Annotated in this window: 14 protein-coding genes; 6 read left to right on the top strand and 8 right to left on the bottom strand. The window is 50.2% G+C overall.

Annotation, left to right across the window (positions count from 1 at the left end; all coding sequences use genetic code 11):
- Position 1 precedes the first annotated feature (1 nt).
- Both Q1A54_RS09430 and Q1A54_RS09425 read left to right on the top strand, forming a co-directional pair.
- Positions 2-385: a hypothetical protein gene (locus Q1A54_RS09430; protein ID WP_299987039.1), complete on the top strand. Its 384-nt coding sequence runs from the start codon at positions 2-4 to the stop codon at positions 383-385.
- Between the two features lie 184 nt (positions 386-569).
- Positions 570-1,106: a ferritin gene (locus tag Q1A54_RS09425; protein ID WP_196118466.1), complete on the top strand. Its 537-nt coding sequence runs from the start codon at positions 570-572 to the stop codon at positions 1,104-1,106.
- Between the two features lie 157 nt (positions 1,107-1,263).
- Here Q1A54_RS09425 and Q1A54_RS09420 read toward each other — a convergent pair whose 3' ends face one another.
- Entirely contained in the window at positions 1,264-1,548 is a 285-nt protein-coding gene (locus Q1A54_RS09420; protein ID WP_299987037.1) for a (2Fe-2S) ferredoxin domain-containing protein, read from the bottom strand.
- Positions 1,549-1,627: 79 nt separating this feature from the next.
- Positions 1,628-2,044: an STAS/SEC14 domain-containing protein gene (locus Q1A54_RS09415; RefSeq protein WP_299987035.1), complete on the bottom strand. Its 417-nt coding sequence runs from the start codon at positions 2,042-2,044 to the stop codon at positions 1,628-1,630.
- 281 nt (positions 2,045-2,325) lie between these two features.
- On the opposite strand from Q1A54_RS09415, the gene Q1A54_RS09410 reads away from it, so the two are divergent.
- Positions 2,326-4,797 carry a prolyl oligopeptidase family serine peptidase gene (locus tag Q1A54_RS09410; protein ID WP_299987033.1) on the top strand — a complete coding sequence of 824 codons (2,472 nt, stop codon included), beginning with the start codon at positions 2,326-2,328 and terminating at the stop codon, positions 4,795-4,797.
- 84 nt (positions 4,798-4,881) lie between these two features.
- Here the strand turns inward: Q1A54_RS09410 and Q1A54_RS09405 are convergent, their stop codons facing one another.
- Positions 4,882-5,649, bottom strand: a complete 768-nt coding sequence (locus tag Q1A54_RS09405; RefSeq protein ID WP_299987031.1) for a peptidylprolyl isomerase — start codon at positions 5,647-5,649, stop codon at positions 4,882-4,884.
- Positions 5,650-6,067: 418 nt separating this feature from the next.
- On the opposite strand from Q1A54_RS09405, the gene Q1A54_RS09400 reads away from it, so the two are divergent.
- Positions 6,068-7,300 (top strand): S8 family serine peptidase, encoded by a 1,233-nt coding sequence (locus Q1A54_RS09400; protein ID WP_299987029.1) that lies wholly within the window; start codon positions 6,068-6,070, stop codon positions 7,298-7,300.
- A gap of 57 nt (positions 7,301-7,357) precedes the next feature.
- Here the strand turns inward: Q1A54_RS09400 and Q1A54_RS09395 are convergent, their stop codons facing one another.
- Positions 7,358-7,861 carry a GNAT family N-acetyltransferase gene (locus Q1A54_RS09395; protein WP_299987027.1) on the bottom strand — a complete coding sequence of 168 codons (504 nt, stop codon included), beginning with the start codon at positions 7,859-7,861 and terminating at the stop codon, positions 7,358-7,360.
- A 128-nt stretch (positions 7,862-7,989) separates the two neighbouring features.
- On the opposite strand from Q1A54_RS09395, the gene Q1A54_RS09390 reads away from it, so the two are divergent.
- Positions 7,990-8,988: a zinc-binding dehydrogenase gene (locus tag Q1A54_RS09390; RefSeq protein ID WP_299987026.1), complete on the top strand. Its 999-nt coding sequence runs from the start codon at positions 7,990-7,992 to the stop codon at positions 8,986-8,988.
- A gap of 553 nt (positions 8,989-9,541) precedes the next feature.
- Here the strand turns inward: Q1A54_RS09390 and Q1A54_RS09385 are convergent.
- Positions 9,542-11,740 (bottom strand): S9 family peptidase, encoded by a 2,199-nt coding sequence (locus Q1A54_RS09385; protein WP_299987025.1) that lies wholly within the window; start codon positions 11,738-11,740, stop codon positions 9,542-9,544.
- A gap of 127 nt (positions 11,741-11,867) precedes the next feature.
- Here Q1A54_RS09385 and Q1A54_RS09380 point away from each other — a divergent pair, with 127 nt between their 5' ends.
- Positions 11,868-12,119, top strand: coding sequence for an acyl-CoA-binding protein (locus tag Q1A54_RS09380; protein WP_196118493.1), 252 nt, complete (start codon positions 11,868-11,870; stop codon positions 12,117-12,119).
- 49 nt (positions 12,120-12,168) lie between these two features.
- On the opposite strand, the gene Q1A54_RS09375 is transcribed toward Q1A54_RS09380, so the two are convergent.
- The 3 genes from Q1A54_RS09375 to Q1A54_RS09365 all read right to left on the bottom strand — a co-directional run bounded on the left by Q1A54_RS09375 (position 12,169) and on the right by Q1A54_RS09365 (position 13,793).
- Positions 12,169-12,591: a DUF2007 domain-containing protein gene (locus Q1A54_RS09375; RefSeq protein ID WP_007653427.1), complete on the bottom strand. Its 423-nt coding sequence runs from the start codon at positions 12,589-12,591 to the stop codon at positions 12,169-12,171.
- Positions 12,592-12,622: 31 nt separating this feature from the next.
- Positions 12,623-12,847, bottom strand: a complete 225-nt coding sequence (locus Q1A54_RS09370) for a CDGSH iron-sulfur domain-containing protein (RefSeq protein WP_007653429.1) — start codon at positions 12,845-12,847, stop codon at positions 12,623-12,625.
- A 142-nt stretch (positions 12,848-12,989) separates the two neighbouring features.
- Entirely contained in the window at positions 12,990-13,793 is an 804-nt protein-coding gene (locus Q1A54_RS09365; RefSeq protein WP_299987022.1) for a hypothetical protein, read from the bottom strand.
- Positions 13,794-13,938 lie beyond the last annotated feature (145 nt).

The following is a 13,938-nucleotide window of genomic DNA, read 5'->3' as shown; positions in this document are numbered from 1 at the left end:
CATGATAGCAGCTACAGCAAAGCCCGGGGAGATGATGACAGCAGCCACTGAAATGGTCGAAATCTATGCAAACGAAGCCGGAGCCGTATTCCAGTGCGATCGCAGAAACCGCCTGATGCTGTACTTCGCCGGTGCGCTAAACGTGCTCAAGGTAGACACTTTTCTACGTTTGAAGCAAGCTGTTGCCAGCATTGACCTGGAGCAGATGGCCGCCAACCCATCCCGCTCCTCCGATTACGAGATCGTATCGGTGTGCGGCTGTGAGCGCTGCTTTATCCTGTCGCTGACCGAGCTGTACGCCCTGCGCGACCTGCTGGAAGGTGCCAAGTTTAGCCTGGAGCTGAACCGCATGCTGCACGAGTGCCTCACGCCACTCGAAGCCTAGCACCACAACACGAGCTATACCTGTAAGCACAGCCCCAAGCTGTGCTTTTTTTATTTAGACTTCTTCCATATTTCATTCCGTACACCCATTTTCAGAACATTATACTTACCTTAATGGTAGAAATAAAGGACGCAGGCTCTACATGAGTTTGCCCCGGATTTAGAACGAAAACACCCCTATACCTATGAAGGATTTACTAAGGCTAAGAACTTCGCTGACCGAAGAAATAGAGAGAGTACTCAACGAACAGATCAAAATGGAAGCTGAGGCTTCGTCTATGTACCTGGCCATGTCGGCCTGGTGCGACCGCAATGGCTTCGACTTCAGTGCAGGCTACTTTAAGAAGCAGTCTGACGAAGAGCGTGAGCACATGCTGCGCCTCTTCAAGTACGTGTCTGACATGGGCGGTCGTGCCGTATCTCCGGACATCTCCGGTATACAAATCGAATTCGACTCTTTCAGAAGCGTGTTTGAGCAAGCCCTGCAGCAGGAGATCGCCGTAACGCAGTCATTCAACCGCATGGCTGACAAGTGCATGAAGTCAAAGGACTTTGTGACCTTCACGTTCCTGCAGTGGTTCCTGAAAGAGCAGATCGAGGAAGAATATGTGGCCCGTCGTGCGCTCGAGCTTTTCGATGTGATAGGCGAGGAGGGTACAGGCCAGTACGAAATCGACAAGCGTGTGCCGAAGATCACGTACGAAGACACTTACGAGGATTAATGAACTTCGCTATAAAAAGCAAAAGCCTTTGGATTCGCTCCAAAGGCTTTTTTGTTGATATGCTCTATACCTGAAAAGTCAACAGGAGTCGCAATTTCCGGCAGTTATACCTGTTGCGCATACCTATTGTCGAGTATTCTGTAGGCTTTAAAATCCCCTATGCCTGTTTGTCTGACTTCAGAGTATGCTCCTTGAATGTTTGAATAGCCTGCTCTTCCGTGGTGTGGTGCAGCCATACGTTGTCAGGCTGAAAGCTCATGACAGGGGCAAAGTCGCAGCGGTCAGTGCATTCGGTCTTCACCACTTCCACTTGGCCTTTGAGTCCCATCTCCTTGATCATGTTGCGCAGCGTCTTGCCAATATCTTTGCCACCCTTTTTCTTGCATTTACTACCCGTGCAGACGTAAATCACCTTGTCTGGTACGTTGAATCCTTTGCTCATGTATACGTGTGAATTGTCTTCCTCTTAAAGAGGAATAGCTGTGAAATAGTTCATGTACGTGAAGCTGTATACCTTCCGTTCATTTTTGTTGGCAGGCTGTAAGCCAATCGCGTGCCTCTTTGATACCCCCAAATATACGCATCTCAAACCGGCCTTGCACCCGGCTTAGCATATTCGATGAAGAGGCGGCTGCAAAAGCATCTTCATTTGCTACGTGCGCATAGTACTGCAGGCCGGCTTCAGCGGCGGCAGGTATCCACACATCCTCAATCCATTCTACAGAATCATCCCAGCGCCCCACCAGGTGACGGTTATCATTCAGTCCGCAGGCGGCGCTGTGCTGCTTTATAGCTTCCAGCACGGCAAGGCTACCCTGCTTCACGTTTTCAGGGGTTACGTAGCCGATCCAATCATTGTAGACCCACTTGTTTTGCTCATCGTAGTGGATGGTCAGATAAGTCTTGCCTGTAAAAGATTTAAGCTCCTGTAATTTCATGTGTAGATAGCTTTGTCCAGGTATAGCCAGATGCAATATAATCAAAACAACTCAAGGAGTAGTCTTCCTGGAGTCCGAAATCGAGAAAGTATATAGAACGGCTACTATTTTCATACGGGAGTACTTCAGGCTATGATAGGGGTGCAGGGAAAGTGCGCGCCTGCGCGTGAGCAAAAAAAGAATCAAACAGTAGTGTTTCTCTGATAACAGTAGTAAGTTAAACCTTCGGATACACTTATTGTCTAATCGCACATCTAACCTATCTTAACCTTAAAAGAAACATGCACATCAAGACTCTGAGAACCTCGAAGCGACTGGCTGCTTCGCTGCTGAGCCTGTTGCTATTGGCAGGCTCCCCGGCTCCTGTCGCTTTGGCGCAGGGCGGCAACCAAGCCACCACCGGCTATCAGCGACCACCTGAGGCCATCGCCTCTATCATCGACGCACCATCCACGCCGGGTGTGAGTATCAACTCAAAAGGCGACTGGATGCTGCTGCTCGAGCGGGCCGGTTACCCTAGCATTGAAGAACTGGCACAGCCCGAAAGCCGTCTGGCTGGCCTCCGCATCAACCCCGCCACAAATGGCCAGAGCCGCGCTTCGTTTATCAACAACATCAAGCTGAAGCAGGTGAATGGCGGGCAGGAGTTCGAGGTAAGCGGGATTCCGCAAAACGCTCAGATCTCCTATGTGACCTGGTCGCCCGACGAAAAGCAGATTGCCTTTACTATCACCAAGGCCAACGGCATCGAGCTGTGGGTGGCAGGTATAGCCGACCGCCAGGCACGCAACATAACCGAAGCACAGCTCAACGACGCGTACAGCGGCCGTCCGTTTTCGTGGATGCCGGATAGCAAGTCCTTGCTCGTGAAGTTTGTGGACGAGAAGCGCGGCGAAATGCCTAAAGCTAACCTGGTGCCAAGCGGGCCGAACATCCAGGAGAACATCGGTAAGGCGAACCCTTCGCGTACTTACCAGGATCTGCTCAAGAACAAGTATGACGAGCACCTGTTCGACTATTACATGCAGACCCAACTGAAACTGGTGAGTCTGGACGGAAAGCAGCAGAATGTGGGACAAGCCGGCATTATCAAGAGCGCCGATGTGTCGCCAGACGGACAGTACCTGCTCGTAGAAACCATCCAGAAGCCCTACTCATACCTGGTGCCGCACTACTATTTCCCTTACAATGTGGAGGTATGGGGCCGTGATGGGAAAGTGGTGAAGCAACTGGCCCAACTGCCGCTGGCTGAAGACATTCCAATCGGCTTTGATAACGTAGCCAAGGGCCCGCGTAGCTACAACTGGCGACCTGACAAGGCTGCTACTTTATACTGGGTAGAAGCGCAGGATGGTGGCGATGCTACCAAAGAAGTGGCGGAGCGTGACATTGTGTTCATGCTGGATGCACCGTTCTCCGGGAAGCCCGCTAAACTAGCTGGTACCAAATACCGCTACCGTGGCGTGCAGTGGGGCAACAATGACCTGGCCCTGGTAAACGAACGCCTCTGGAAGACCCGCACCGAGCGTGTCGTGCGCGTGAACCCTGCTAAGCCTTCGCAGGCTGGCACGGTGTTGATTGAGCGTTCTTACGAGGACGGCTACAGTGATCCGGGCAGCCCTGTGTATACCAAAAACCAGTATGGCCGCAGTGTGCTGCTGACCGACAAGAAAGGTGACAACATTTACATGATCAGTGAAGGTGGGTCTCCGGAAGGCAACCGTCCGTTCCTGAGTGAGTTCAACCTGAAATCTAAAAAAGCGAAGATCCTGTTCCGCTCCGAGGCTCCTTATTATGAGCGTCCAGTTGATATCATCGACCTGAACAGCAAGCGCATCATCACCCGCCGCGAGTCAGAGCAGGAGGTGCCGAATTACTTTGTGCGTGACCTGAACAAGAAGCATCTGACGCAAGTGACGAAATTTCCGCACCCATATCCGCAGCTGGAAGGTGTGCAGAAAGAATTGCTGCAGTATGAGCGCAACGACGGCGTGAAGCTGACAGCCGTGCTATACCTGCCGAAGGATTACAAGAAGGGCGATGGCCCACTGCCGATGCTGATGTGGGCATACCCGCGTGAGTTTAAGAACGCAGCGGCTGCCGGTCAGGTGAAGAGCTCTCCTTACGAGTTTACCCGCATCAGTTCTGGTTCGCCGCTGTTCTGGGTAACGCAAGGCTATGCCGTACTGGATCGCACGGACTTCCCGATTGTGGGCGAAGGAGATGCCCAGCCAAACGACACCTATGTAGAGCAACTGGTGGCCAGCGCCAAAGCCGCTATTGATAAAACGGTGAGCATGGGTGTGGCTGATCCGAAGCGCATTGCCGTAGGTGGTCACTCGTACGGTGCCTTCATGACCGGTAATTTGCTGGCGCACTCTGATCTGTTTGCCGCAGGTATAGCCAGAAGCGGCGCTTACAACCGTACGCTGACGCCGTTTGGTTTCCAGCAGGAAGAACGTACTTACTGGCAGGCCCCGGAGGTATACAACCGTATGTCGCCATTCTCTGCCGCACACAAAGTAAAAACCCCGATCCTGTTGATCCACGGTGAGGCCGATAACAATTCCGGTACCTTCCCGATCCAGAGTGAGCGATTCTACAATGCCCTCAAAGGCCACGGCGCCACCACGCGTCTGGTGTTCCTGCCGCACGAAAGCCATGGTTACGCAGCCCGTGAATCGATTCTGCACATGCTGTGGGAAATGGATACCTGGCTGAATACTTACGTGAAGAACCGTCAGATACAGTAAGGTATAGCCATGCCTGTATTATAAAAGAAAATGCCCCGGCCATACAGGTCGGGGCATTTTCTTTATACCTGGGGCAGGTATAGCCTATTGGTTTATTGTCTTGATCTTATGCGGAACAATGGTAAGTGGCCATTTTTGTCCGTCTACCGGCTCTTCGGCTATTTTGTCAATCACATCCATACCCTCTATCACTTCCCCAAACACCGTGTACTCCTGGTCCAGCGCCGGCTCACCGCCGATGGTAGTATAGAGCTCCACCTGCTGCGGTGTATACTTCATATTATGCTGCGCCTCATAGGCCCGTAGTTCCTGTAGCGTTCTGGGCTCTCCCAATGTGATATAAAAGTTGTGTGAGGAAGACTCCTTATCCGGGTTGCGTTCGTCGCCGTAACGTGCCATGGCTAAGGCGCCACGCTTGTGGATGTAGTTCGGGTTGAACTCTTGTGGAATCTTGTAGGCGCCCTGTTTCATGGTGCGGTTGTCGGAGTCGCCGCCCTGCACAGCAAAGCCTTTGACGACACGGTAGAACTCTCCCTGGTCATAGAAGCCCGCTTTGGTGAGACGAACAAAGTTGGCGCGGTGCAGTGGCGTCTCAGGATATAGGCGCAACTTAATATCACCGTGGCGGGTGCTGATGAGAATCAGGCTGTCAGGGTGCTCTTTTTCATAAGCTGTCAGTACCTCCACCACATTTTCTGATGTGAGCGGTTCGAGCTTCGACTCTGTGGTGGTTTCACGTTCTTCAGCAGTAGCCTGCTCTTCTGTTTTGGGTTGGCAAGCTGCCATTCCCATAAAAAATGCGATCACCCACAGGAGAGGTGAGGAGATGAATGCTTTTTTTGAGTATTTCATAAGGGATAGGGTTAGTGCTTCTGTTAATATAGCGAAACGCTGTTATAAAGTGCAAATAAAATTGTACTGTATTGTTGTTAAAAATCTATTAAAATTAAACTTTTTAAAGATAGTGCTTCGTGAATTTAAACCTTGTATTTAGAGTTGCGTATAAAGCCGCCTCCAAAAATAGCGAATAGCTTATATCTGTTGAAAAGCGCTCAAATTGCTGTGTATACAAGAAATTAGGCCCTGATTTCAGTGCAATTTGGATGTTGCAACAACGTGCAGCCTGGAGATAGTGTCAAGTGCATTTTAGAAAATAACATTTAAAAAAATTATACTTTTATTTGGATATAAAATTCCTATTTAATAGTTTGGCTTTCACTATCCTTATAATAAACCTTAAAACTTTAACTAACCTAACTATTTTACAAGTATGAAAAACACCTTACGCGTTAAGAACGTACTGCGTTCTGTACTATTTGGGGCAGCTCTCTCTACTGCCGCAGTTTCATTCACTTCTTGCGACTCTGAGGCTCCTGAAGCCACTGAAGTAGCAGAGAATTTGCAGACCTCTACCCAGAATGGAGCTATTATCAAGGGACAGTACATTGTTGTATTTAAGAAAGATGCCAACCTGCGTCTGGATGGTACTGCTATCTATGCTGAGCGTGTAGGCGCGGTGCGCGAAATGGGGCAGGAGCTACTTGCGTCTAATGGTATTGCCAACGCAACTATTGAGCAGGCTTACGGCCAGGCGATCCTGGGTATGGCTGCAAGACTAACCGATGACCAGGTGGATGCGCTTCGCCGCGATAGCCGTGTGGCTTACATCGAGCCAGACAGAATTGTCATGCTGGCACCTCCTTCAGGTAAAGGACCAGGTGGTGGCGGTGGCTCTACAGGCCAAACTGTACCATACGGTATTGCACGTGTAGGCTATGGTGATGCTACTGGAAAAACTGCCTGGGTAATTGACTCTGGTATCGACTTAGACCACCCAGACTTGAACGTAGATGTTAACCGCAGCAGAACTTTCTTTACTTCAGGTAAAGATGCCAGCTCTGCTGACGATGGCAACGGCCACGGTACGCACGTAGCTGGTACTATTGCTGCTCTTAATAACTCAATTGGTGTGATCGGTGTAGCGCACGGCGCCACTGTTGTTGCCGTGAAAGTACTTGACTCGCGTGGTAGCGGTTCTTACTCTGGCGTAATTGGCGGTGTTGACTATGTAGCATCTGCTGGTAAGTCCGGCGACGTAGCCAACATGAGCTTGGGCGGTCCGGTTTCTCAGGCGCTTGACGATGCAGTAGTAGCTGCGGCTAGCAGAGGTATCAAGTTTGCGCTTGCTGCCGGTAACGAGTCTACGCACGCTAACAACTCATCTCCAGCCCGTGCTAACCATGCCAACATCTACACGGTGTCTGCCATGAACTCTTCTGACTCATGGGCCAGCTTCTCTAACTATGGCAACCCGCCAGTGGACGTATGCGCACCTGGTGTGAGCATCAACTCTACCTGGAAAGGTGGTGGCTATAATACGATCAGTGGTACTTCTATGGCATCTCCGCACGTAGCGGGTCTTTTGCTGCACGGACCAATTAAGACTAGCGGCACCGTGAAAAACGACCCAGACGGAAATCCAGATCCAATCGCGATCAAATAATCCGAATCGTTAATTAAGGTGAATTGAAACGGGCAGCTGCGAGGCTGCCCGTTTTTTTTATGGCAATTGTTTACGCATCACATAATCATTCATCCAGTAAGGGCCGATCGGAATGTCTTCTTCGAGGTGCACGTAGTAGCCGCAACGCTCATAAAAAGCTTTTGCTTTGTTGTATTTATTCACATTCAGGTCCAGGTAGCGGGCGCCGGCTTTCCCGACACGCTCTTCTACTGCATCAAGCAGCTGCTTGCCCAGTCCCTCACCCTGCCGGGATAGGAGTAGGTATATCTTGTTGAGCTTGTAAACCGGTCCATCGGACTCCTTAAGGGAATATGCCGCAAAGCCTATAGGTTCAGCACCGTCGTACAGTATAATAAAGGTCTGGTTCTCCTTCATTTGTCGCTCGAGGGCTTCATGGGTATAGATCACTCCAAACATATAGTCAATCTGCTCCCGCGAAAGTATAGACCGGTAGGTAGGCTCCCAGATGGCTTCGGCTAAACGGTGAATGGTAGGTATATCGGCAGTGGTTGCTTCCTGTATACTAAACTTGCTTTTCATGCGCTGTGATGTTACTGTGTGGACAACGAAGATAGGCGCTCCCGTATAAAAAGCCAATGCCTGCCCCGGCAGGTTTTCAGCTTAAAGCAGAAGTTTTAACTTTGTACATATACCTTAAACCAAATACTATGAGAGCCATCTACCTCGAAGCTATCAACAGTCCATTTGTGCTGATAGAGAAAGAAACGCCCATTGCCGGTCCCGGTGAAGCCATTGTGCAGGTGAAAGCCGCCGCTCTGAACCACCGCGACGTCTGGATACAGTACGGCCGTTATTTCACCAAAGAATACCCAGCCATCTTAGGATCGGACGGTGCCGGTATCGTGACGGAAGTAGGGGAGGGTGTGGACCAAAGCTGGGTAGGGCAAGAGGTTGTGATTGACCCTTCAACAGACTGGGGCGACAACCCGCATGTCCACAGCAAGGAGTACCAAGTGCTGGGTATGCCACAGGATGGCGCTTTTGCCGATTTCGTGAAAGTGAAAGCTTCAAACCTGCACCGCAAACCAGCACATCTGAGTTTTGAGGAAGCGGCAGCGCTGCCGCTGGCAGGTGTGACGGCCTATCGTGCTATGTTTACCAAGTGCGGACTCAAAGCCGGTGAGCGGGTACTGATCACGGGTGCAGGTGGCGGTGTGGCGTTGTTTGCCATGCAGTTTGCCGTAGCGGCGGGAGCAGAGGTATGGGTGACATCTGGATCCGACGAGAAAATCGAAAAAGCCAAAGAGCTGGGTGCGACTGGCGGCATTAATTATAAAAAAGAGAATTGGGGCAAGGAGCTGAAGGCTGAAGTAGGTGGATTCGACGTGAGCATTGACGGAGCTGCAGGCGAAGGCTTTGTACAACTTGTAAAGCTGGCCAAGCCAGGTGGCCGCATCGGGATCTATGGTGGTACCACGGGCATGATCGGGCAGATAAACCCAGCTGAAATATTCTGGAAGCAACTTGCCATACACGGCAGCACGATGGGCACCAACCAGGACTTCGCTGAAATGATCGCTTTTGTGGAAGAGAAGAAAGTGAAACCTGTAGTGGATATCGTGTTCCCGCTGGAAGAAACCGAACAGGCCATGCGCTACATGGAAGCTGGCAAGCAGTTCGGTAAGATCGTGGTGAAGGTGAGTTAGTTTTTTTCACAATTACCAACCGCACTTTCAGCTGAGTTATACCTATCCTCTCGACTTTTCTGTCATCTCGACGACAGGAGAGATCTGGATCTTTTCAGAATAGGAGTACTATTCCAGATTTCACCCAAATAGAGGGCCCTTACCCACTATTGTTCGAAAGATGCTAATAAGGGTCTGCAAAGATTTAAAGCAAGATTTTGCCAAATAATACTGTCCCCTTAAGGACAAACGAAAAGGCGAGTTCGAAGATTGGGACTGTAGGTAAACAGGAGTGTTTTATAGGCCGAAGACCATTCAGAGCAGAAATCAAATAGCAAAACAGCAGCCTTTTACACCCCTATGGTCCCCTCAAGGGGACAGTTTTGCTTCCTGTATTCAGCCTTAATAGCCAGAAAACATTTCTTTCACAGGTTGCAAACAGTAGTGGCCCCTACCTCCAGGGCGAAATGACAGCTACAAAACAAGAAGCCCGCTGCAAGGCTAAATGCAGCGGGCTTTTCTATTTAAATCTGAATTCTTTATTTATTTCTTATTAATCATTACTCACTTTTCATTACTCATTAACCCCCGCCAGCTTCAGGAAGAAAGCGTATTGCAGGGCTGTTTCGCGGTATGGCTGGAAGCGACCGGATGCGCCGCCGTGACCAGCCTCCATGTTTGTTTGGAGGAGGAGCAGGTTATCATCTGTCTTCATCTCTCTCAACTTCGCAACCCACTTGGCCGGTTCAAAATACTGTACCTGCGAGTCGTGCAGACCAGTTGTAACGAGCATATTCGGATACTCCTTAGCCTCCACATTGTCATAAGGTGAGTAAGAGAGCATGTAGTCATAGGCATCTTTATTTGCTGGATTTCCCCACTCGTCAAACTCGCCGGTGGTGAGCGGGATGCTGGTGTCGAGCATGGTGGTAACTACATCCACAAACGGTACGGCTGCGTGTACACCTTTGTAGAGATCCGGACGCATGTTCACGACAGCGCCCATCAGCAGACCACCGGCACTACCACCCTGCGCGAACAGCTTATCTGGGTTGGTATAGCCTTGCTCGATCAGGTATTCTGACACATCAATAAAGTCTGTGAAAGTGTTTTTCTTTTTCATCAGCTTGCCGTCTTCATACCACTGGCGGCCCATTTCCTGACCACCCCGGATGTGCGCAATGGCATACACAAAACCACGGTCGAGCAGGCTGAGGCGCACAGAACTGAAACCGGGGTTCATGCTGATGCCATAGGAGCCGTAAGCGTACTGCAGAGTTGGGTTGTTGCCGTCGAGCTGCAGACCTTTGCGGTAAACCAGCGACACCGGAATTTTGGTGCCGTCTTTGGCAGTGGCGTAGATGCGCTTGGCTTCGTAATTGTTCTTATCAAAATCACCCACCACTTCCTGTTCTTTTAGCAGTGTCTTCTGCTTTGTCTCCATGTTGTAATCGAAGGTGGAGCTCGGCGTGGTGAGGGAGCTATAGCCGTAGCGCAGTACCTTGCTGTCGAAATCAGGATTGATGCTGATACCAGCAGTGTAGGCTTCTTCCCCGAAGTCCACATAGTAGTCTGTTTTGGGGTCATTCCATTTTTTGATGCGCAGTTGGGTCAGGCCATTCTTACGTTCCTGCAGTACTAGGTAGTCCTTGAAGATCTCGGTGCCTTCCAGGTACGTGTCTGCGCGATGCGGGATCACCTCTGTCCAGTTCTGCTTGGTCGTTTTGCCAACCGGTGTCTTCATCAGTTTAAAGTTGGTTGCGCCATCCTTGTTGGTGCGGATGTAGAAGCTGTCGCCGAAGTGGTCTACACTGTACTCCAGTCCGCGCTCCCGTGGCTGAATGATCTTGAAACTGGCAGTTGGGTTGGCGGCGTCCACAAAACGGTACTCCTGCGACAGGGTGCTGCCCGAGCCGATGATGATGTATTTCTCGGATTTGGTTTTATATACAAAAGTGCTGAAGGTCTCGTCGGCTTCGTGGTATACCTCTTTGTCCTGCGAGGTAGGTGTGCCCAGGGTATGGCGGAAGATTTTGAAAGAACGGAGTGCCGGATCTTTCATGGTATAGAACACGGTCTTGTTATCGTTGGCCCATACAGCGCCACCGGTGGTGTTAGGTATACGGTCAGGCAATATTTCGCCTGTTTGCAGATTTTTAAAGCGGATGGTATACTGGCGGCGACTCACGGTGTCCTCGCCAAAAGCCAGCAGACGATTATCAGGGCTTACATTCATGCCGGCAGCTGAGTAGTAGCTCTTGCCCTCGGCACGCTCATTGGCATTGATCATGATTTCCTCTTTGGCGTCGAGGCTGCCCTTCTTGCGGGCGTAAATCGGATACTCTTTGCCAGCTTCGAATCGGGTATAGTAGAAGTAGCCGTTCTTTTTGTAAGGCACTGACTCATCCGTTTGCTTGATGCGCCCCACAATCTCGTTAAAGAGTTTCTCCTGCAGTGCTTCCGTGTCGGCCATCACCTGCTTGGTGTAGTCGTTCTCTGCGTTCAGGTAGGCGATTACTTCCGGATTTTCACGCTCGTTTAGCCAATAGTAGTTGTCGATGCGGGTGTGGCCGTGTGCTGTGAGCTCTTTCGGCTTTTGGGCTGCGACAGGCGGTTGCGGCTGATTGGCGGTTACCGTGCTCTCAGCCGTTTGCTCGGTCGTAGCTGTCTCTGTCGCGGTGCTCTGTTGCGTCGTGCTGCAGGCTGTGCCTGCCAGCAGACAGGCCGAAAGCAGAAGGGCCGGAGCTGCTGTGTTGTGTTGTGCTTTTTTCATAGGGAGTATCTGTTGTACAGGGTATAAAAATAAGAAAAAATACGACACTATAAATTTAAATAAAAGTTATGCATGCAGCGTATTTTTTTATACCTTGTCAGTACCTAAAACAATCATCTGACATACTATGGCAACACAAGAAGAATTTGAGCAGGCAGTGGCCCAGTCGAAGGAACTCACGGAGCGTCCGTCCAATAATGTTCTGCTGCAACTCTACAGCTTGTACAAGCAGGCTACTGAAGGCGATGTGAACACCGAGCGTCCGGGAGGGTTTGATTTCAAAAACATAGCGAAATGGGACGCCTGGAAAAACCTGGAAGGTACCAGCCAGGAGGATGCCCGTGCACAGTACGTGCAGTTAGTAAACAGCCTGAAGTAAGACATTACTTGCCCGACAGGTATAAAAAAAGCGCCCCATGGGGCGCTTTTTACTTTTCTTTCCAGGTATAGCCGCAGTCGTGGCACCCATAGCGCTTACTGACGAAGGGCAGCGTAATGCCTAGCACCGCACCGAAAAATCCCCTTGCAGAGATGTTTTTTGACTCACATATCGGGCAGGACTCAGTATCCAGGTATACCTGAGCAGGAGGTGCCAGTTCAATGTTGTCGTCGATGATGTACTCGCTGGTGCCGCGCTCTATCCGGCCCAACAGTTCGAGCGCCTCTTCCACGTCACCTTCCGTCACCTGCAGTTTCACGCCACCCACTGCCAGTGAGTAGAAAGGCTGCGCTGCTATAATTTGCTCGTCCCCCAAAAAGCAGAGGATACCCTCCGCCTCAAGGCGGCCTTTCAGAATGTGGGCTTCAGTGGGTTGGCTGAAGGTGGCAACGGTAATCAGGCGCTCTGCCATGGTATACAGGTGGTGTTAGGTCAGGCTGTGTTTACTGCTTCTTAGGTGGAAGGTCAAAGGCTTCCGCTTCGTGCTCAAAGTGTCCTTTGTGGGAGCCGTCGCAGAATGGTTTGTTCTTAGACATGCCGCAACGGCAGATCGAAACGAGTTCCCGACCACCGAGTCCGTATACATTGCCGTGCTTGTCCACGATCTCAAACTCACCCTCTACTCTGAGTGAGCCATTGTTGTTCACCGTTATTTTTGTCTTCGCCATTGTCTTGTGTTTAGTACAATAACAAATATAGCTTTTTTGCGGCACAATTACCAGATACTGGTTTGCAGCAGGCACTAGCCATAAACACCACAGCCCCCGGACATTGATGGCCGGGGGCTGTGACTCTAATTACGCTTCAGCATTAGTTGCTGTACACGTAGTTGAATGTTTGAGACTTACCGTTTGGCAACGTCACCGTCTGGCTGATCGGCATTCCGCTGTCGTCATACTTGTAAGAGTAAGAACGCGTGAAAGTCTTCTTGCTGTTGTGCACCTCCATAGAAGAGCGCATCAGGTTGTTCGGACTGCTGGCAGCACCTGGCTCTGCAAACGCGTGCAGTGGATTAGGATTAGAATCGTAAGAGTTAGTAGTGGTAGCGTATAGCTTAGCTTCTCCAGTACCGTCAATCACAAACTGCTTCTCCTGCGCATAGTTGCCGTTTGGCATTGCCTGATAAGTCGTGAAAGACTTCAGTTTGCCCTTCTCCTCAGTGCCTTCGTAAATTGACTTCTTGCTCAGCTTATTGGCAGCATCATAAGAATACGTGGTGTAGTTCTGATACTCCGGCTTGCCACCCACAAAGTAAGTAGCTACTGATTTGCTCAACTCGCCTTTGTCACTGTAAGTGAAATGCTGCTCTGTCAGCACAGTCTGGCTTTTGCCACCGTAGGTTGTGCTCTTGATCAGGCGGCCCTTGTTGTCACGCTCATACTTGTCGAAGCTCTCTACTTCACCGGATTCCTGGTTGTAGTGGTTTACCTGGCTTAGCTGCTTACCTGCTACTTTAAAAGAAGTAACTTCAGCAGAGTCCAGCATCACATGAGATAGTGCACCCTGGTCAAAAGTAGGCTGTGCAGACTCTTCGTGATCATTTTTTTCGCAAGATGATAGTGCTACCACGCCAAATACAAGCATGGCAGGTAAAAAACTGTTTTTCAATTTCATTTGGCTAAAAGTTGAAAAGTGAAAATAAATAAACAGCACAGGGCGCTTCCCCGGCAGTCTCAGGTAAAACGCCCTTTCCTTTAAAATAATTGCACCGATGTAGAGAAAATTACAGAGGGGCCTGTGATTGGTAGAATTTTACAAA

Source organism: uncultured Pontibacter sp., assembly GCF_947502515.1.
Classification (GTDB): domain Bacteria; phylum Bacteroidota; class Bacteroidia; order Cytophagales; family Hymenobacteraceae; genus Pontibacter.
The sequence above is the reverse complement of the archived record's forward strand: the minus strand, read 5'-3'. Positions and strand labels throughout refer to the sequence as shown.

What these genes read in the sequence shown, in the direction of transcription:
- Q1A54_RS09380 (WP_196118493.1), top strand. Translation starts at nt 11,868, where the DNA reads ATGGCAACACAAGAAGAATTTGAGCAGGCAGTGGCCCAGTCGAAGGAA.
- Q1A54_RS09370 (WP_007653429.1), bottom strand. Translation starts at nt 12,847, where the DNA reads ATGGCGAAGACAAAAATAACGGTGAACAACAATGGCTCACTCAGAGTA.
- Q1A54_RS09420 (WP_299987037.1), bottom strand. Translation starts at nt 1,548, where the DNA reads ATGAGCAAAGGATTCAACGTACCAGACAAGGTGATTTACGTCTGCACG.
- Q1A54_RS09415 (WP_299987035.1), bottom strand. Translation starts at nt 2,044, where the DNA reads ATGAAATTACAGGAGCTTAAATCTTTTACAGGCAAGACTTATCTGACC.
- Q1A54_RS09425 (WP_196118466.1), top strand. Translation starts at nt 570, where the DNA reads ATGAAGGATTTACTAAGGCTAAGAACTTCGCTGACCGAAGAAATAGAG.
- Q1A54_RS09430 (WP_299987039.1), top strand. Translation starts at nt 2, where the DNA reads ATGATAGCAGCTACAGCAAAGCCCGGGGAGATGATGACAGCAGCCACT.
- Q1A54_RS09410 (WP_299987033.1), top strand. Translation starts at nt 2,326, where the DNA reads ATGCACATCAAGACTCTGAGAACCTCGAAGCGACTGGCTGCTTCGCTG.
- Q1A54_RS09365 (WP_299987022.1), bottom strand. Translation starts at nt 13,793, where the DNA reads ATGAAATTGAAAAACAGTTTTTTACCTGCCATGCTTGTATTTGGCGTG.
- Q1A54_RS09395 (WP_299987027.1), bottom strand. Translation starts at nt 7,861, where the DNA reads ATGAAAAGCAAGTTTAGTATACAGGAAGCAACCACTGCCGATATACCT.
- Q1A54_RS09375 (WP_007653427.1), bottom strand. Translation starts at nt 12,591, where the DNA reads ATGGCAGAGCGCCTGATTACCGTTGCCACCTTCAGCCAACCCACTGAA.
- Q1A54_RS09390 (WP_299987026.1), top strand. Translation starts at nt 7,990, where the DNA reads ATGAGAGCCATCTACCTCGAAGCTATCAACAGTCCATTTGTGCTGATA.
- Q1A54_RS09400 (WP_299987029.1), top strand. Translation starts at nt 6,068, where the DNA reads ATGAAAAACACCTTACGCGTTAAGAACGTACTGCGTTCTGTACTATTT.
- Q1A54_RS09385 (WP_299987025.1), bottom strand. Translation starts at nt 11,740, where the DNA reads ATGAAAAAAGCACAACACAACACAGCAGCTCCGGCCCTTCTGCTTTCG.
- Q1A54_RS09405 (WP_299987031.1), bottom strand. Translation starts at nt 5,649, where the DNA reads ATGAAATACTCAAAAAAAGCATTCATCTCCTCACCTCTCCTGTGGGTG.